Genomic DNA, 19,264 nt, shown 5'->3' on the forward strand with positions numbered 1-19,264 from the left:
ATCTCAGCATTTATGAAAACCTATTATAGGGGAGGTTTTTTCCTTGGATAAGAACATGAAAATTCTCATAGTTGATGATTTTTCGACCATGAGGCGCATCGTTAAAAACCTGCTGAGGGATTTAGGATTTACCAATACGGCAGAGGCTGACGATGGCCAAACTGCTTTACCCATGCTTCAGTCTGGCGATTTTGATTTTCTAGTCACTGACTGGAATATGCCAGGAATGCAAGGGATCGACCTGCTGAAGAATGTTCGTGCCGATCCGGCATTGAAAGATCTTCCAGTGCTTATGGTCACTGCTGAGGCAAAACGTGAGCAGATTGTCGAGGCGGCACAAGCCGGCGTCAACGGATACATTGTTAAACCCTTCACGGCAGGTACTTTGAAAGAGAAGATCGATAAGATTTTTGAACGAATCGACGGAAACTAACGGAGCCTCAGAATGGAAACTCAAGACAAACTGATGGCCGACGTTACCATTGAGCAGGCTAAGCATTTAATCAAATGCCTTGAAGAAGGAAATGTACAAGCCGCTCGAGAAACCATAGACGGTCTATCACAGATTCGTGAAGCCAGCTTATTCTGTGAAGTTGGAAAACTCACTCGCCAATTGCACGAAGCACTCTCTAACTTTCAATTGGACGATAAAATTGCCGGTCTTGCAGCTCACGAAATTCCAGATGCAAAAGACCGTTTAAACTATGTTATTACGACGACTGAGAACGCAGCAAATAAAACGATGGACTCAGTCGAGCAGTGTCTGCCTATCTCTGAGAATATTCGCAATACCGCTGAAAGCCTATTGAATGATTGGGAGCGACTCTACCGAAGAGAGCTTAAACCCGGGGAATTTCGCGAGTTAGCTTCGCGAGTAGAAGAATTCTTAAAATCGGTTGGTAACGATTCAAATAGTTTGAGCGCATTGCTGACCGATGTACTGGTTGCGCAAGATTACCAAGATTTAACCGGGCAAGTGATTCGAAAAGTTATCACCTTGGTACAAGATGTTGAAGAAAACCTCGTTGCCTTGATTAAGATGTTTGGTCGAGTTGAAGATTATCAACGGGCGCAAACAGAAACTAAACCAGTAAAAGGTGCCGAAGGCCCAATTATCGATCAAAGTAGAGATGATGTTTTGACCAGTCAAGACGACGTCGACGATTTACTTTCCAGCTTAGGTTTTTAGAGGAGCTGCTTAATGGCCATCGATGCCGACGAAGAAATATTACAAGACTTTTTGATCGAAGCCGGTGAGATACTTGAAACACTGTCAGAGCAGCTTGTTCAATTAGAAAATGATCCTCAAGATATGGATTTATTAAACGCCATATTTCGAGGGTTCCATACCGTCAAAGGCGGAGCGGGGTTTTTAAACCTAACTGCAATGGTTGAAGTTTGCCATATTACTGAGAACATTTTCGATATATTAAGAAATGGCAGTCGCGTTGCTAACTCTGATTTGATGGATTCAGTTCTGCAAGCGCTCGACGCTGTTAATGTCATGTTTGACGAAGTGAAGGCGGGTCAAGAACCCAGTTCTGCCTCCGCAGAACTACTGCAACAGCTTGAAGAGTTTGCCCACCCAGATAGTGGCGGGGCAGTTGCTACTGAACCAGAACCCGAACCCGAACCGGTTGAAGAGGTATTTGAAGAACCGGTCGCGAGTAGCGGCGGTGCCAGTAGTGATGAGATCAGTGATGATGAATTTGAGGCGTTGCTTGACGAGATTCATGGCAGTGGTTCGTTTTCACCCAGTCCTGTGGAACCGCCGAAGGCGGCTGCACCTGAACCTTCATCGAATAGCGATGAGATCAGTGATGATGAATTCGAAGCGTTATTAGACGAGCTGCACGGTAAAGGTGGTTCGGTGAGCGCTGGCGCTGAAGCGCCAAGCGCACCAGCACCCAGCGGATCTGATGATGCTATTACCGACGATGAGTTTGAAGCGTTACTGGATCAAATTCATGGGGCAGGCCAAGGGCCTGGTGCAAACAACGCCGCATCAAATGCGGCTCCAGCGGAACCTGTAAAAGCTTCTCCTCCTAAGAATGAAACTAAAAATGAGCCGCCAAAAGCAGCTCCAAAACCATCGCCAAAGCAACCGGCCCAGAAAGCGCCTGCTCCAAAAGCTAGTGCTCCCGCCAGTCCTGCCAAACCGCAACCGGCTCCATCGTCTGAGGGTTCTCAAGCAGCAAAAGCTGTGGCTAAGCCCACAAATGTAACCGCAGAGTCGACAGTACGCGTAGATACGGCTCGTCTTGATGACATAATGAATATGGTTGGTGAGCTGGTTTTGGCGCGAAATCGCTTAAAAATGCTTGGTCAAAATTATCAAGATGAAGCGTTGAATAAAGCGGTTGCAACTTTGGATGTAGTCACTTCCGATTTGCAAGGCTCAGTAATGAAAACTCGAATGCAGCCGATCAAGAAAGTGTTCGGTCGCTTCCCTCGAGTCGTCCGCGATTTAGCGCGAAGTCTTAAGAAAGAAATCTCTTTAAATCTTGTCGGTGAAGAAACTGATCTTGATAAAAACCTAGTTGAAGCACTTGCCGATCCGTTAGTGCATTTGGTTCGAAACTCGGTCGATCACGGAGTTGAAAGTCCAGAGGATCGCGTTGCAGCGGGCAAGCCTAGAACTGGAAAAATTGTTTTATCTGCAGCGCAAGAAGGTGACCATATTCTGTTGGCCATTGAAGACGATGGTAAAGGTATGGATCCCAATGCATTACGCAAAAAAGCCGTTGAAAAAGGATTAATGGATTCAGATCAGGCTGAGCGGTTAAACGATACAGAATGTTTTAATTTAATATTTATGGCTGGGTTCTCAACCAAAGAAGAGATCTCTGATGTCTCGGGTAGAGGCGTTGGCATGGATGTTGTTAAAACCAAAATCACTCAGTTAAACGGTAGCTTAACCATTGACTCAGAGATGGGTAAAGGGACTAAAATTCTTATCAAGGTTCCGCTGACGCTCGCAATTTTACCTACTTTGATGGTTACCGTTGGAGAGCAAGTTTTCGCTTTGCCGTTGGCGAGTGTGAATGAAATTTTTCACTTAGACTTAACTAAAACTAACGTTGTTGATGGACAAGAAACTGTAATCGTAAGGGAGAAAGCTCTACCTCTTTTCTACCTCGACCGTTGGTTATCAATCACGGCTATCTCTCCTGACAAGCCAAAAGCAGGACACGTGGTCATTGTACAAGTCGGAACTCATAAAGTCGGGTTCGTGGTTGATGCGTTGATTGGTCAAGAAGAAGTGGTCATCAAACCGCTTGGAAAGTCGTTGCAAGGTACTCCAGGTATGGCTGGTGCAACCATTACCAGCGATGGCGGCATAGCATTAATATTAGACGTTCCCAGTCTTCTAAAACATTACGCTAAGCGCTCTTAAGTCGCTTAAGGAGTGAGTGAGTGACAGTAAAAGTTCTGGTCGTAGACGATTCTAATTTTTTCTGTCGTCGGGTAGCCCAGATTTTAAGTGCTGATCCTATGTTAAAAGTGGTCGGCATTGCCAATAATGGTCAAGAAGCCATTCAGAAAGTTCAACAGCTACAACCAGATGTGATTACATTAGATGTAGAAATGCCGGTAATGGATGGCATTACTGCGTTAAAACAAATCATAAAAATTAGTCCTAACACTCGGGCTTTGATGTTGTCATCACTGACCTATGAAGGCGCCAAGTTAACGCTTGATGCACTCGATGCTGGTGCTGCGGATTTTATGTTGAAAAGCTATGAAGGCATCTCGCAAGCGAGCGGCCAGTTAGCTTCACAACTAAGAGAGAAAGTAAAAGAGTTGGGAGCTGCGAAGGCTAAAATAAGAACGGTCGCGCCAGCACCAAAACCTGCAGCACCGATTAGAACGCCACAAACGGGTCGCTACAAAATTGTTGCAATAGGATCTTCGACTGGGGGGCCTGTTGCCATTCAAAAAATAATTACCGCCTTGCCAAGCAATTTTCCAGTACCGATAATTATCACTCAGCATATGCCAGGTACCTTTACGGGCGCTTTCGCTCAGCGATTAAACAGCTTGAGTCAGGTAACCGTCGTCGAGGCACAAGACGGTACGCCCTGTCGTGCAGGAACGGTTTACATTGCTCCTGGTGGACAACAGATGTTGGTCGAGGGAAGCGCCAATCAGGCCAAAATTCGTGTTAAGCCAACCGACGCTCGGCTGCAATACGCGCCTTGCGTTGACATAACCTTTGCCTCGGTAGCAAAAGTTTATGGGCGAGATAGTTTAGCGATTGTTTTAACCGGAATGGGGGCCGATGGTCGAGAGGGCTCGCGTATCTTAAAGCAAGCAGGTGCCTCGGTTTGGACTCAAGATCAAGCGTCTTGTGTTGTCTATGGCATGCCAATGTCGGTTGCCAAAGCAGGTTACTCAGATTTGGAGTTAAATATCGATTCTATTGCTGATTCGGTATTACAGGTAATTACTTGATGGATAGCTTAACCTTTGTCGGTCTCTTATTTGCAGTAGTTGCTATTTTCGGTGGGCAATTTTTAGAGGGAGGCTCGATCGATTCCCTGTTGAATTTTCCGGCTGCAGTGATCGTTTTTGGTGGAACGTTCGGTGCTGTTCTTATTCAAACAAATTTTGCGACTTTGAAACGTTCATTAAAAATGTTTTCGTGGAGCTTTATTTCTCCAAAACTTGCGCCAGAGCAAGCGATAGAAAAAATGGTTAATTGGAGTGTGAAGGCTCGCAAATCAGGGCTTTTAGGGTTAGAAGATGACATTGATTTGCAGCAAGATCCCTTTCAAAGAAAAGGCTTGATACTGCTAATCGATGGATCAGAACCAGAAAAGATTCGAGAATCTTTACTGATTGAACTAGAAGCTTCAGAAAAGCAAGCATTGCAAGCGGTAAAGTTTTATTCCTCTTTAGGAGGCTACGCTCCGACCATGGGAATCGTTGGCGCAGTATTAGGGCTTATTCAAGTCATGGGAAACCTCTCCGATCCTTCGCAATTGGGGGCAGGTATTGCAACCGCTTTTGTCGCAACGATTTACGGTGTGGGAGCGGCTAATTTAATGTTCTTGCCTATTGCAAATAAATTAAAAACCATCGTTCAAGCGCAAAGTTTGTATCGAGAGATGTACATTGAAGGCATTGTTCTAATCGCTGAAGGTGAAAATCCCAAGATAATAGAAGGGCGGTTGCAAGGGTTCAACCCTGAGTACGGCCACTAGTGGGAAGCCAACAATGTTACGAAAATCACAGGTTGAAGAAGAAGATGAAAATACCGATCGTTGGCTAGTTTCTTATGCTGACTTCATAACTTTGTTGTTTGCTTTCTTTGTCGTCATGTACTCAATTTCGCAAATTAACCAAGGCAAATATCGAATACTTTCTCAATCACTTTTATCTGCATTTGACTCGCCTGAAAAAAGTCGTCTGCCAATTCAAGAAGGTGATATTAATCGTTCTAAGACAATGCCGGATCAACCACTTCCTATAACTAGAAATAAAGAGGGAGGTGCGAAGGACGAGCCAATCGAAGAAAATTATCTGAGTAGCGAAGAGTTTGATCGAATAGAAACTGCGTTGAATCAGCAGTTATCGGAGCTAATAAAAGCCGATTTAGTCAGCATTAAGCGCACAAAAAACTGGCTTGAAATAGACTTGAGTAGTGCGATTTTATTTGAGAGCGGCAGTGATCGACTCACCCAAAGTGCGCAAGTGGTAATCGAAGAAATCGCTAAGACGCTGCGTAACAACAAACAAATCGTGAGTGTTCGTGGACACACCGATAACATTCCAATTGAAACGGAACAATTCCGATCAAACTGGGCGCTTTCTGCAGGTAGAGCAGTTGCGGTGGTACGGTTGTTGCAAAGGTTAGCTATCCCTCCGCAAAGGTTGCAAGCGCTTGGCTTTGGTGAGTTCCAACCATTAGAGAGTAATGCAACCGCAGAAGGACGAGCGAAAAACCGGCGAGTAACCATTGCCATTTCTCGCTACGAGCTTGAAGACCAAGAAAAACTTAAGTCGCAACAGAAACTTGCCGATAAAGGCAAAGAGATTGTGCCTAGTGATCCGCAAGCTCAAGGCGCTCAAAACAACGTAGAAGCTCAAAAAAGGGAAGAGGAGTCAAAGCAGGGAACCTATGAAGTTGTTCGGCTACCCGGCGGCGGATTGCTTATTCGCGGCAAAAAAGTGCCGAAAGACTCAGAGCAACAGAAAGACAATTAACAATTAGGTGAGTATTTTGAAGGTTTGGACCATTGCGAATCAAAAAGGCGGTGTTGGTAAAACGACCAGTGTGGCGACATTGGGCGGCTTGCTGGCAGAGTCTGGTGCTCGAGTATTAATGGTTGATTGTGATCCTCACTCTTCATTAACCAGTTACTATGGATACGATCCCGATGCACTGGCCGCGAACTTGTTTGATATTTTTGAGGCCGATGTTAAACAAGCAAGTGATCTACCTGAGCATGTGATCTTACCTACTCAACATGAGGGGTTACATCTAATCGGCTCGTCAATTGCTTTAGCAACACTCGATAGAAAGTTCAGTCAAAAACCCGGCATGGGGTTAGTATTAAAACACCTCAGAGACGCACTACAAGACCAATTTGATTACATGCTGTTTGATTGTCCTCCAGTACTTGGTGTGCTGCTTGTCAATGCATTAGCTGCAGGAGAGCAGCTGGTGGTTCCTGTTCAAACTGAATTTTTAGCGCTCAAAGGCCTAGAGCGCATGATGCAAACCATCAATATGGTCACTAAAGCTCAGCGTCATTCAATCGAGTATCTTATTGTGCCGACGATGTTTGATCGTCGTACCAAAGCCTCGATTGCCACCTTGCGTAATATGCGTGATGAATTTGGAATGCACTTATGGGAAAAAGTGATTCCAGTCGATACAAAGTTTCGAGATGCGAGTAAACAACATCAAAGTGCGAACTTTCTTTATCCCGATGCTCGAGGGGTTTATGCGTATCGCAAACTCATGTCTACATTACAGGCAAGAGAGCATCAAGAAAAGGTTGCTTAGTCAATGAAAAAGCCACACAGTCAAGCTAAGCAAGCGACGCTTCTGCAAGAGTTTATTGAAGACATGCTCTGGGAAGAAGAGCCCGCTCAAGTCTCTGAACGCATTCATGGCAACGTGAACTCTGCTATGTTACCAGAAGCTGTTTCGTTATCAGAAAAAGTCACCCAGCCGATCGTTCAGTCAAACACAGAAAAGGCGGAGCCGGAAGCTGCGCATTCATCACATGACCAACCACGAGTGATCAATAAACAAACGGCCGAACCAAAGCAGACCGGTACTAATGCGTTATCGGCGCACAGCGGATCTGAGTCCAGTCCTTTAGGAAGGAGCAAATCGATATCGCATGAAGAGCCTTTGGCAGTGGTTGAGTCTTACGTCGCTGGTGAGTTGACTACTGAGCAAGTCGATATTGATGAAAAACTGAGTAAAGTACAGTCTTTGCTTTCCAATATGCCAGTATTAACGGCGCCGGCGGTACAAGAAAAAACCGTCGAGAAAGTTGTGCTAAAAGCCGACGTTAAAACAGCCACGAAGACAACACCTGAGAGTCTCGTGAAGTCCGCGGAGATAAAGGCTAAAACGGCTTCACCAGATATTGCAAAGCAATCAAGGCCACAAACCACTGAAGCGCTAAAGCAACCGCTAAAAGAAGCCCAAACTGCCACTCCTGAGGCGACCGAAGATATCAGTCTTCAAGAGGTTTTCTCTGATTTAAGCTCGCGCGAAGAAGTACGCTTGAAGCAGTTGCTCGGTGACGAGTTTCAAACACTGATTTTTGATGTTGGTAAGCTTCCTCTGGCGGTTCCTCTGGTGAAACTCGGAGGAATACATGCTTACTCAGAAGAAGATATAACGCCATTATTTGGGACACCCGACTGGTTTAAAGGATTAATTCCAGCCGAGCAGGGCAACATAATGTTGGTCGACACGGCGCGGTTTGTGATGCCCGAAAAATATGATCAAATCAAAGACCAATTAGATTACAAGTACGCAATACTATTGGATGACACACGCTGGGCGTTAGCTTGTACCAACGTTCGTGAAGCGAAATCTATGTCGTTAGATGATGTTCGTTGGTCCGAAAAAGGAACAAAGAAAGCCTGGTTTGCAGGAATGGTGGTCCAATATATGTGTGCTTTACTTGAGGTCGACTCCTTGATAAATCTTCTTTATCGACAAGGAAAGTCTGAAAATTCAACAAGAAACTGAATCAACTTAAGAAAAAGCTTCTATTATTAAAGAATAGCTCACAATTAAATTTCAATTTTGCTTATTTTTAAAGTATTACCTAAGCTTGGAATGAATATTGCTGTGTGTAACTACATCATTTTTTGGTGAATTATATGCCAGAAATTTGACGCTCATAGGTAGGAGAGGCATGAGTAACGAAGACTTGAAAAGTAAGGCGGCTAAACTTGCCGACGATGATGAAATATTGCAGTGGGTGACTTTTCGATTATCGAGTGAAACCTATGGCATTAATGTGATGCAGGTACAAGAGGTATTGCGCTACAACGAAATAGCTCCGGTACCAGGTGCTCCGCATTACGTCCTAGGGATTATCAATCTGCGTGGCAATGTGGTGACGGTTATCGATACGTGTCAACGTTTTGGGCTTTCACCTATCGAAGTTACGGACTCAACTCGAATTGTCATCATTGAAGCTAATCAGCAAGTGATCGGCATACTCGTTGACGCTGTCGCCGAGGTTGTTTATCTCCGGGCGTCGGAAATTGAAATAGCCCCCAATGTGGGTAATGATGAAAGCGCTAAATTTATTCAAGGCGTGACACATCGTGAAGGGGAGCTACTGATTTTGGTTGATCTCAACAAACTTCTTGATGAAGAAGAGTGGCAAGAGCTTGAATATTTAGATTACTAGGTAAACGCAATGGCAGTTTGGTTCGAAAACAGTGTGTGGTTGGTTATTGGCGGCTTAGTGCTGAGCCAAGGGGCGTTGTTTGTTCTGTGGTCTGGCGCAAGACGGCAAGTTAAGCTTGTTGAAAAGCAATTAATCGCTTTACGTAAAGAGCAGCAAGCTTTGATCAGCGGCAACTTGGGGATGGGACGTAAGCTGTTTAAATTTAAAAGTAACCTCGCTCACCTAGAGCAGTCTCAAGTTGACCTCAAACAAACTCAGTCTTCTGACAAATCCATTGAGCAAGCTGCAGTGCTTCTAAAAAAGGGAGTCAGTATTGAGGAAGTTATTAGCAGCTGCTCGATTTCTCGAGGCGAAGCCGAACTGATGGTGGAGATGCTTAATAATCGCGCAGCCAATTACTAATACCGATCCTCATTGTTAATGATCATCCTTGCAGCTAACGATCGTCCTCGCAGCTAACGATCGTCCTCGCAGTTAAAGATCATGTTCATGCAGATGATTGAGTCACGACCCATTCTTAGCGGTATTAAGTTTTATTATTTCACTTCTCATTGTCCTCTCGATAGAATTCGCTTATTCCAACTTTACAAGTAAAAAGGAAACTGGGTGAAAAAGACGCTTTATAATGTGGCCATAGTTGGCGCAACCGGTGCTGTCGGTGTGGTAATGCGAGAAATTCTCGAACAGCGTAAATTTCCTGTTGGCGAACTGTATTTATTAGCGAGCGAGCGTTCGGCGGGAGAGGAAGTGTCATTCGCAGGGAAAACCATTCAAGTTCAAGACTTAAAAGACTTCGATTTCAATAAAGTTGATATTGGTTTATTTTCGGCTGGCGGGTCTATTAGTCGAGAGTATGCACCGAAAGCAGCTGCGTGTGGCTGTGTCGTTATCGATAATACCTCCGAGTTTCGTTACGATGAGGACATACCGTTAGTCGTTCCTGAGGTGAACCCAGACGCTATTGCTCAGTATACAAGCCGTGGAATTATAGCTAACCCTAACTGCTCAACCATTCAAATGGTTGTTGCATTGAAGCCTATCGCCGATCGCATAGGTATTGAACGAATTAATGTTTGCACCTATCAAGCGGTATCTGGCTCAGGAAAAGAAGCCGTGGATGAATTGGCCCGTCAGACAACGCAGCTTTTAAGTGGTCAATCGCCGACGATAGAGGTTTATCCACACCAAATTGCGTTTAATGTGTTGCCACACATTGATGTGTTTCAAGAGAATGGGTACACCAAAGAAGAAATGAAAATGGTGTGGGAAACTCAAAAAATTATGGGCGACAAGAGTATTCGTGTGAATCCAACAGCCGTACGTGTGCCGGTTTTCTATGGCCATTCAGAAGCGGTACACATTGAAACAAAGCAGTCTTTTGAGGTGAGCGATGTACGCATGTGGCTTCAAGAGGCTCCTGGAGTCGAGGTGTTGGATGAGCCAAAAGAGAATCAATACGCTCAGCCAACGGTCCATGCGGCAGGTCAAGACCCAGTCTTTGTTTCGCGAATTCGTCGCGATATATCTCATGATAGGGGACTTAATCTTTGGGTTGTTTCAGACAATGTTCGCAAAGGGGCTGCATTAAACAGTGTCCAAATTGCTGAACTTTTAATTCGAGATTACCTATAACTAGCTGATATTTAACGCTAAATTAGTAAAACTTAAAACAAAGAGTTAACATTTAACGTTAACTCTTTGTTTTTTATAAAAACTAACCTCATGTTAGCAAAAGCATCCTGTTTTGAGACCCAATTCAAATATGTTGTCGTCTGCGAAAAAAATAATTCCAAAAAATCCAATGTATTTGCTATAGTTACTGCGATATTATAAAGAATAATCTTAAGACAATACTCTAACTCGTTAACCTGCATACAGGTTTCGGTAAGAGCCAGTAACTAAAGGGAACTTTTTATGTTTCGCAAACTTAGCCTGGTTTTAATAGCAGTTCTAGTTGTTTTCTCACTGGGGGTGAACTCGCTAGGACTGGGTGAAATCAAACTAGACTCTGGATTGAATCAGCCATTAAAGGCTGAGATCATGTTGTTTTCACCGGAAGGGATGTCTGAATTTGAAGTCTCCGCCAGCTTGGCTAGTATGGCTGAGTTTGAGAAGGCGGGTATCGATTACTTCAATTATTTGAGGGATATTCGCTTCAAGACCATTCGACGAGAAGGCGATGTGTTGGTGATCGAAGTATCGACTCGTCAGCCGATTAAAGAACCCTATTTGAACTTTTTGGTTGAGTTGAATTGGCCAAAAGGTCGAATGCTTCGTGAATATACCGTTTTGCTTGACCCACCCGTTTTTTCGAAAGCTCGTTCAGCAACGGTCAACACAACACAAACAACGCAAGATAAATCACCGAGAACAACCACAACGTCAACCCCACGCACCACCACGCGTTCAACCACACCTGCAACGCCTCGCATCACTGGAACCACTTATGGTCCTGTTGGCGAAGCCGAGACTTTGTGGCGCATTGCATCGGGTGTGAGACCTGCTAATGCAAGTATTCATCAAACCTTAGTTGCTTTGTATCGAGCAAATCCTGATGCGTTTTTGAATAACGACATTAACTTGTTGAAAGAAGGATCGACTTTGGTGATTCCTGACGCGGAATCGATTATGTCAACACCACGTCGCGCAGCTTTACAAGATATGGTTGCTCGGTTACGCGGTGGCAGTAAAGATACGGTTCTTGATACGACCGGTCGCTCATCAACTCAAAAAAATACCACCCGAGGACAAGATCGGTTACGTCTAGCAACGCCCAAAAGCTCATCAACTGGAAGTGTTTCTGGTTCTGGAGAGGGTAATCAACAAGAAGTTTCTCGTTTGAAAGACCAGTTGTCGCAAAGCAAAGAAGCAACTGCGACCCTTGAAGCTGAAAATGAAGAGTTGCGACGTAAATTACAAGATGCGCTAGAAAAAATTGAAAAAGATAAAGGTGCTGGCGTTAACATCGACTCCACAGAAGGTGCGGCCATTGCTAACCAGAAAGAAGTGTTTGCCGACACCAAGAAAGATGAAGAACAGAAAACACCTGAGCAAACCCCAACGACTGAGCAAGGCGGGCAAGAAACCACTACTGGCACGACCGAGCAAGGCGGAACGAAAGATACCACTGAGCAAGGTCCAGAGCAGCAAGTTGAAGAAACTAAGAAAGACACTACTAAGTCTATAACCCCGCCAGCCTCTAAGCCAACCGGCTTAAGTGCACCACCGCAATCGACCTCATTTTTTGACGATCCTCTGTACTTGTATGGTGCGATTGGCTTAGTGGTCATTTTGTTAGGTGCTTTTGCGGTGATCTGGAAAATGCGTCAGCGAATGTCTGATGACGAATTCCAAGATGATTTGGTCGTTTCTGCACAAGGCGGTGGCTTTGATTCAGATGATTCTTTTGATGTTCCTGACTCTGCTGACGATCTGTTGGGTGACTTCGACACCGATGATGTGTTTGAAGATGAGTCAGAAACCGAAGCCGACCCATTGGGTGAAGCCGATATCTATATTGCTTACGGAAAATACGATCAAGCTGAGAAACTATTGATCGATGCGATTGGCGCTCAAAACGAACGTAACGACCTTAAGCTTAAGTTACTTGAGTGTTATGCAGAAACGAAAGATAAGGATAAGTTCGAAGCAGCTTATCAGCAGTTTGCAGATGACTTCTCAAGCGATGGCGATGCTCAACAGCAATATCATGATATTAAATCGAGTGCTTGGCCTGAAGACGCTGACTTAGAAGATGATTTTGAGTTGCCATCAACAGAAGAAATTTTTGGTGACGACTCTTCGTCACAAGATCTCGATGATGATTTCTCCTTAGATGACTTAGATACTGAAAGTGACGTGTCTCTGGATGATGACTTTTCGACTGACGAACTTGGCGGTGAAGAGCCTGAGTTTGAGACAGATGATTTAGATTTTGACTTAGATGAAGAGCCTGCTTCTGACGCTAAAGGAAACGACGACTTTTCTTTAGATGATGAATTATTGGATACTTCAGATGATGATTTAGATCTAGATTCTGATATGTCATTAGATCTTGATTCTGATGACAACGACTTAGACCTAGATTTAGATTCAGACTCGACAACGGCTGATTCTGATGACTTTGATTTAGACTCATCGCCTTCAGATTCTGCCTCGGGTTCAGATGACTTTAGTCTGGATGATGACGATCTGAACATGGATCTCGATGACGACTTCGATCTGGGTGATGACGATGATCTTGATGCCGACTTGATGGACGGTACTGATGAAGCATCGACCAAACTTGATCTTGCCCGTGCTTACATTGATATGGGTGATGTAGACGGTGCAAAAGAGATTCTGAACGAAGTGGTTGAAGAGGGTTCAGAAGCTCATAAATCTGAAGCGCTAAGTCTTTTAGAAAAGATTTAATTCAGCAATAACCAAGATATTCTTTTATGATAATTGCTTTGGGTATCGAATATCTTGGTACATCTTATAGCGGCTGGCAACGCCAGTCGCATTCTCCTTCTGTTCAAGCCTGCGTTGAAAAAGCATTATCAACGATTGCCGATCATAACGTTTCTGTGTTTTGCGCTGGTCGTACAGACTCAGGTGTGCACGCTTTAAGCCAAGTGATACATTTTGAAACGCAAGTTGAGAGACCAAGCAAAGCTTGGGTGCTGGGCGGAAATGCTCATCTACCCGATGATATCTGTGTGCTGTGGGCAAAGGTCATGAACGAAGAGTTTCATGCACGTTTTTCAGCAGTATCGCGGCGTTATCGATATGTTATTTTAAATCGTAAGATTCGTCCTGCAGTGTTATCGGGTCAAGTCACCTGGGTTAAAGAAAACCTAGATGAAGAACTCATGCATTTAGCTGCCCAACATTTACTGGGTGAGCAAGATTTTACCTCATTTCAAGCGGCCAGCTGTCAATCTCCCACACCCTTTCGTAACGTTTTTAATACTCAGGTATTTCGTCATAATGAGTATCTAGTTATTGAGATAACTGCGAATGCTTTTCTTCATCATATGGTTAGAAACATAGCAGGGAGTTTAATTGAAGTTGGCAAAGGCAATCAAAACCCAGAGTGGATAGCTGAGTTGCTTGCGTTAAAAGATAGGACAAAAGCCGCACCAACGGCGAGTCCTAACGGTTTATACTTTGTACAAGCGAATTACCCTAACCAGTTTGCAATACCAGGAATAAACAATGGTCCCTGGTTTATAAACTGATACGACCAGATTGAGAAAGTTTTCGCTTCTTTATCATGGCGTGCGTGTTAGAATTCGCCGTTAATTTTAAAAGCTAGATAGAACTGAGTCGAATATGAGCTGGTTAGAAAGACTTCTTCCTAAAAGAAATACTTCTGTCGATAGTCGTAAAAAGTCCATTCCAGAGGGAGTGTGGTCAAAATGTGGGCAATGCGCGTCGGTTTTGTATCGTTCAGAGTTAGAGCGAAATTTGGAAGTTTGCCCAAAGTGCGGCAATCATATGCGGATATCTGCCCGAAAACGTTTAGAAAGGTTCTTAGATCAAGACACCCACAGCGAGCTGGCAGAGTCATTAAAGCCTGTCGATGCTTTAAAGTTCAGAGACTCCAAAAAGTATAAAGATCGCATGTCGGCGGCACAAAAAGCGACAGGAGAAAATGATGCTCTGATTGTCATGAGCGGTGAATTACTCGAGATTCCTGTGGTTTGTACTGCATTTGAGTTTAGTTTTATGGGGGGATCGATGGCGTCTGTTGTCGGCGAGAAGTTCGTTCGTGCCGCTAACTTCGCGATGGAAAACAACTGTCCCTTGATATGCTTTTCAACCAGTGGTGGGGCACGAATGCAAGAGGCATTACTGTCACTGTTTCAAATGGCAAAAACCAGCGCAGCCTTAGCCAGAATGTCAGAGAAAGGCATTCCATTTATATCGGTATTAACTGATCCAACGATGGGTGGGGTATCTGCTAGTTTAGCGATGTTAGGCGATGTGAATGTTGCTGAACCGAATGCCCTGATTGGTTTCGCTGGTCCTCGAGTCATTGAGCAGACCGTGCGAGAAAAATTACCGGAAGGGTTTCAACGCAGCGAGTTCTTACTTGAAAAAGGTGCGATTGATATGATCGTCGATCGTCGTGAAATGCGCAGCAAACTTGCTTCAATTTTGTCTAAATTAACTCATAAACCAGAACCTTTAAGAGTTCAGAACGACGAGCCAGCTTGAACACGCTAGCGCAATGGCTCGATTACATTGAGTCATTGCACCCTCAACACATTGAGATGGGCTTGCAACGAATTGAAGGCGTTGCGAAGCGCTTGCGTCTACTCGAGTTCGATGCCCCTGTTATTGTTGTTGGGGGAACTAATGGCAAAGGTTCTTGCGTCGCTACGATTGAGTCTTTGGCCAAAGTCTCTGGACTATCTACAGCCGCCTATACATCACCTCATTTGCTTCGTTTCAATGAGCGACTTAGATTCAATCAGCAAGAGCTAAGCGATGAAAACTGGGTCGAAGCACTCGAAATTATCGAAAATGCTCGCGAAGATACTCAGTTAACCTATTTTGAATTCACCACGCTCGCTGCCCTGTGGCTAATAAAACAATTAGGACCTGAGATTATCGTTTTAGAAGTCGGTCTCGGCGGGCGGTTGGACGCAGTCAATATGGTCAATAATGACGTTGCGATTATTACCAGCATTGGTATGGACCATGAAGATTGGCTCGGGAATACTCTAGACGCTATTGCAAAAGAAAAAGCGGGTATTGCCAGACCAGGTAAACCGGTGCTGCTGTGCGGTGAAGAAGTTGCTTCATTAGTCATGCCGTATTTGCCAGACGATAGTCAGGCAATGAATGTAAATGACGCTTGGCGTCTTGAAGGTGAGTTTTTACAACCGTTGGATGCTGCTGTAGAAAAACACGCTAGTCGTTTATACCCAGACAGCGTTCGAGCTGCGACAGTCGCATTAAAATCGCTTAATGTAGCTATCTCCAAAGATAATTTTGCAACAGCACTTGAACAAGCGGTATTACCTGGTCGTTGGGAACAGCTCTCTTCAGAGCCAGATTTATGGCTTGATGTCGCACACAATCCTCAAGCGGTTGCGAACCTCGCTCAAAAAGTTCGCGCGACGGGCAAACGTCGATGGATTTTCATTTGTGCCATGTTGAAAGATAAAAAGTCAACCGAGAGCTTAGCGCACTTAACTTCGATTGAGGGCACATGGTACTTTGCAGACAGTCAAGGACCGCGCGGAATGACCGGGCAAGAGCTGCTTGATCGTTGTTCATCTGACTTATCGAATAAGTATGTCATTTCCGACATCGAAACGGAACTTCCTGGGATAATAAGAGATTGCGAGAAAGACTGTGGTATAGTCGTATTTGGTTCGTTTTACATCGTTTCGACAGTAAGCGAATGGTTCAAAGATAAAACTTTATAGGTTAGCAACTCACTCGTATTTTTTTGGTGAAACTCATGTCGGTAGATCAAACCATTAAGCAACGTCTAATTGGTGCCATAGTATTGGTCGCAATAGCCGTGGTGTTCCTTCCTGGTATTTTAGGGCAGAAAAAGACCAAAGGAGCATTTGAGACGGCGATCCCTGATAATCGAGGTGTCGTTGAACTGAATAGTTCAAAAGAAAGTAATGGCGCTAACACGCCTTCAGCGGCTAATGATTCGAGTAAACCGAAAGTTACAAGCCCCGAATCTCAAACAACGACTCGATCAAACCCACAATCTACCGCGCAAAAATCAAGTAACAAGCCTTCGGAAATCAAAAACGACTCAACCGATGCAAGTGAATCTGCAAATAAGAACCCCAAATCATCTTCGTCTAGAGAAGCTACTGCGGATAAATCTACTACCCAATCTGATGCGACTAACAGTCAGAGTCAACAACAAGCGAAAACCAATACCTCGACACCGGCTAAACGAGAAACGCCCAAAGAGAAAGCTAACATTACTGAACTGAAGGAATCGTCTTGGGTCGTACAGGTGGGGAGTTTTTCATCGCACTCAAATGCAGAGCTATTGGCGAAACGTCTTGAAGAGCAGCAGCTGAAAAGCTTTGTTCGCCCGGTTGAACTGGCGAAAGACAAAATATTGTATAGGGTGTATGTAGGTCCTTGGTTAAAGAAAGAACAAGCGCAGCAAAATGTCGCGAAAATAGCCGATATTACTCGATTGAAGCCGATCGTCACCAGCTGGGAACCGACTAAACAATAGAATTGATAAATACCTAATGTGCGCTAGGCGATGACGAGCCGCTCTGGTAAAATGCGCCTGCCAAATAAGTAAATAGGTTCTCGTTCAATGGTGTGGTTTGACTGGGCAATAATAATTCTAATATTCATTTCAACCTTAATCAGCTTGGTTCGTGGATTCATCAGAGAAGCCTTTTCTTTGGCGGGGTGGATCTTAGCGTTTTTTATCGCGAAATGGTTTTACCTCGATTTGGCTAATTTACTTAAAGACCATATTTCTACCCCAAGCCTTCGTTTAGGCATATCTTGGGGTGTTCTATTTTTTCTAACGTTAACGATGTCAGGTTTAGTCAACTTTCTCCTCAGTCAGTTTATCGAACGTGCCGGCTTAAGCGGTATGGATAGAATGATGGGTATGGCTTTTGGTGCCGTACGAGGAGTTTTGATTGCATCTGTCCTGATTATTTCTCTTAAAGTATTCACTCCAGTTGCCCAAGATGCTTGGTGGGAGCAATCGGAGCTGAGGCCTCACTTTGAACTCATTGGCGGATGGTTCTATGATAATTTAAAGAATCATCAACCTGAGGTTCCGAAAGAGTTACCGTTTTCGCTTGATACAGATTAACTACGATTAATGAAAGGCTAGAAAATTTATGTGCGGTATAGTTGGTATAGTAGGGCAATATCCAGTCAATCAGAGTATTTACGACGCTCTTACGGTATTGCAACATCGTGGGCAAGACGCGGCTGGTATGGTGACGCTTCACGATGGTCGCATGTTTATGAGAAAAGCCAATGGGCTGGTTCGAGATGTGTTTCACACTCGTCATATGCATCGATTATCAGGTAATGTTGGCATAGGCCATGTTCGTTACCCAACGGCAGGTTGTTCAAGCTCTGCTGAGGCGCAGCCCTTTTACGTTAACTCTCCGTTTGGTATCGCGCTGGCTCATAACGGTAATCTTACGAATGCAGCAAACTTGAAACAAGAGCTTTATAAAACCGATCGTCGTCACATCAATACCAGCAGCGACTCAGAAATTTTACTGAATGTATTTGCGCATGAGTTGCAGAAAAACTCCACACTAAAACCTACACCTGCAGACATATTTGAAGCAGGCCGCCAAGTCTATAAACGTTGTTTTGGTGGTTATGCTGCTGTTGCCTTAATTCTTGGTGTCGGCATGGTATGTTTTCGAGATGCCTCTGGTATACGTCCACTCGTAATAGGTAAGCGGGAAACAGAACTGGGAATGGAGTATATGGCAGCTTCCGAGAGTGTTGCACTTGATGCTCTAGGTTATGAATTGATTCGTGATGTAGCGCCTGGAGAAGTTATTTTTGTAGATTTTGAAGGCAACCTACACAGCCAAGTATGTGCTGAAAACCCGCAGTTGAGCCCGTGTATATTTGAACACGTTTATTTAGCTCGTCCAGATTCGATGATAGATAATGTGTCGGTATATAAAGCTCGCTTAAGAATGGGTGAGAAACTGGCTGAAAAAATTCTTCGAGAATGGTCTGATCATGACATAGACGTTGTGATTCCTATTCCCGATACTTCAACTACAAGTGCGATGCAACTTGCCCATGGGCTTAATTTGAAAATGCGCCATGGCTTTGTAAAGAATCGATATATAGGCAGAACATTTATTATGCCTGGCCAGCAAATGCGGAAAAAGTCGGTTAGACGTAAGTTGAATGCTATTGAGCTGGAGTTTAAAGGTAAAAATGTCTTATTGGTTGATGACTCGATTGTACGAGGCACAACGAGTAAGCAAATCGTAGAAATGGCTCGTGAAGCTGGCGCTAATAAAGTTTACTTCGCTTCTGCAGCTCCACCAGTCAGATACCCGAATGTTTATGGAATCGATATGCCTGCGGCACAAGAGTTAGTCGCGCATGATCGAAGCATTGAAGAAATTCAAGAGTTGATCGGTACTGATAAATTAATTTATCAAGACTTAGACGACTTAATCGAATCCGTTCAAGAAGGGAATGCGGACATTTCTCGTTTTGATACTTCGGTGTTCACTGGTGAATACATCACTGGAGACGTTGACGAGAATTACTTAACAAATTTAGAGCAATTAAGAAATGATTTAGCCAAGTCTTCAGAAGGCGGGATTGAAGATGTGGATATGGTGATGGATATCCACAATGAAGGCAATGGCTAG

Annotated in this window: 18 protein-coding genes; all 18 read left to right on the top strand. The window is 44.2% G+C overall.

What is annotated here, in order from left to right; genetic code table 11:
- Positions 1-55: 55 nt before the first annotated feature.
- The 18 genes from cheY to purF all read left to right on the top strand — a co-directional run bounded on the left by cheY (position 56) and on the right by purF (position 19,264).
- A complete protein-coding gene (gene cheY, locus Q9312_RS01910; protein ID WP_435408363.1) occupies positions 56-433 on the top strand; it encodes a chemotaxis response regulator CheY in 378 nt (125 codons plus the stop codon).
- 12 nt (positions 434-445) lie between these two features.
- Positions 446-1,189 carry a protein phosphatase CheZ gene (locus Q9312_RS01915; protein WP_309202833.1) on the top strand — a complete coding sequence of 248 codons (744 nt, stop codon included), beginning with the start codon at positions 446-448 and terminating at the stop codon, positions 1,187-1,189.
- Between the two features lie 12 nt (positions 1,190-1,201).
- On the top strand, positions 1,202-3,397 hold the full coding sequence (locus tag Q9312_RS01920) for a chemotaxis protein CheA (protein ID WP_309202834.1): 2,196 nt from the start codon (positions 1,202-1,204) through the stop codon (positions 3,395-3,397).
- Positions 3,398-3,417: 20 nt separating this feature from the next.
- Positions 3,418-4,455: a protein-glutamate methylesterase/protein-glutamine glutaminase gene (locus Q9312_RS01925; RefSeq protein ID WP_309202835.1), complete on the top strand. Its 1,038-nt coding sequence runs from the start codon at positions 3,418-3,420 to the stop codon at positions 4,453-4,455.
- A complete protein-coding gene (locus Q9312_RS01930; RefSeq protein WP_309202836.1) occupies positions 4,455-5,207 on the top strand; it encodes a flagellar motor protein in 753 nt (250 codons plus the stop codon). Before Q9312_RS01925 ends, Q9312_RS01930 begins: the two co-directional genes overlap by 1 nt.
- A gap of 13 nt (positions 5,208-5,220) precedes the next feature.
- Complete coding sequence (motD, locus tag Q9312_RS01935; RefSeq protein WP_309202837.1) at positions 5,221-6,210, top strand: flagellar motor protein MotD; 990 nt, start codon at positions 5,221-5,223, stop codon at positions 6,208-6,210.
- 7 nt (positions 6,211-6,217) lie between these two features.
- On the top strand, positions 6,218-7,015 hold the full coding sequence (locus tag Q9312_RS01940) for a ParA family protein (protein ID WP_309202838.1): 798 nt from the start codon (positions 6,218-6,220) through the stop codon (positions 7,013-7,015).
- A 3-nt stretch (positions 7,016-7,018) separates the two neighbouring features.
- Positions 7,019-8,224, top strand: coding sequence for a chemotaxis protein CheW (locus Q9312_RS01945; RefSeq protein WP_309202839.1), 1,206 nt, complete (start codon positions 7,019-7,021; stop codon positions 8,222-8,224).
- Positions 8,225-8,393: 169 nt separating this feature from the next.
- Entirely contained in the window at positions 8,394-8,897 is a 504-nt protein-coding gene (locus Q9312_RS01950) for a chemotaxis protein CheW (RefSeq protein ID WP_309202840.1), read from the top strand.
- A gap of 9 nt (positions 8,898-8,906) precedes the next feature.
- Positions 8,907-9,299 carry a DUF2802 domain-containing protein gene (locus tag Q9312_RS01955; RefSeq protein WP_309202841.1) on the top strand — a complete coding sequence of 131 codons (393 nt, stop codon included), beginning with the start codon at positions 8,907-8,909 and terminating at the stop codon, positions 9,297-9,299.
- 204 nt (positions 9,300-9,503) lie between these two features.
- The gene (locus Q9312_RS01960) at positions 9,504-10,529 is read left to right on the top strand and encodes an aspartate-semialdehyde dehydrogenase (RefSeq protein WP_309202842.1); all 1,026 of its coding nucleotides are present in this window, start codon (positions 9,504-9,506) and stop codon (positions 10,527-10,529) included.
- Between the two features lie 282 nt (positions 10,530-10,811).
- Positions 10,812-13,310, top strand: a complete 2,499-nt coding sequence (locus Q9312_RS01965) for a motility hub landmark protein FimV (protein WP_309202843.1) — start codon at positions 10,812-10,814, stop codon at positions 13,308-13,310.
- A 26-nt stretch (positions 13,311-13,336) separates the two neighbouring features.
- Positions 13,337-14,119, top strand: coding sequence for a tRNA pseudouridine(38-40) synthase TruA (gene truA / locus Q9312_RS01970; RefSeq protein WP_309202844.1), 783 nt, complete (start codon positions 13,337-13,339; stop codon positions 14,117-14,119).
- 94 nt (positions 14,120-14,213) lie between these two features.
- Entirely contained in the window at positions 14,214-15,101 is an 888-nt protein-coding gene (accD, locus tag Q9312_RS01975) for an acetyl-CoA carboxylase, carboxyltransferase subunit beta (RefSeq protein WP_309202845.1), read from the top strand.
- Positions 15,098-16,321, top strand: a complete 1,224-nt coding sequence (locus Q9312_RS01980; protein ID WP_309202846.1) for a bifunctional folylpolyglutamate synthase/dihydrofolate synthase — start codon at positions 15,098-15,100, stop codon at positions 16,319-16,321. Before accD ends, Q9312_RS01980 begins: the two co-directional genes overlap by 4 nt.
- A 35-nt stretch (positions 16,322-16,356) precedes the next feature.
- Positions 16,357-17,109: an SPOR domain-containing protein gene (locus tag Q9312_RS01985; RefSeq protein WP_309202847.1), complete on the top strand. Its 753-nt coding sequence runs from the start codon at positions 16,357-16,359 to the stop codon at positions 17,107-17,109.
- Between the two features lie 87 nt (positions 17,110-17,196).
- Positions 17,197-17,712, top strand: a complete 516-nt coding sequence (locus Q9312_RS01990) for a CvpA family protein (RefSeq protein WP_309202848.1) — start codon at positions 17,197-17,199, stop codon at positions 17,710-17,712.
- Between the two features lie 28 nt (positions 17,713-17,740).
- Positions 17,741-19,264: an amidophosphoribosyltransferase gene (purF, locus tag Q9312_RS01995; protein ID WP_309202849.1), complete on the top strand. Its 1,524-nt coding sequence runs from the start codon at positions 17,741-17,743 to the stop codon at positions 19,262-19,264.

This window comes from Pleionea litopenaei (assembly GCF_031198435.1).
Classification (GTDB): domain Bacteria; phylum Pseudomonadota; class Gammaproteobacteria; order Enterobacterales; family Kangiellaceae; genus Pleionea; species Pleionea litopenaei.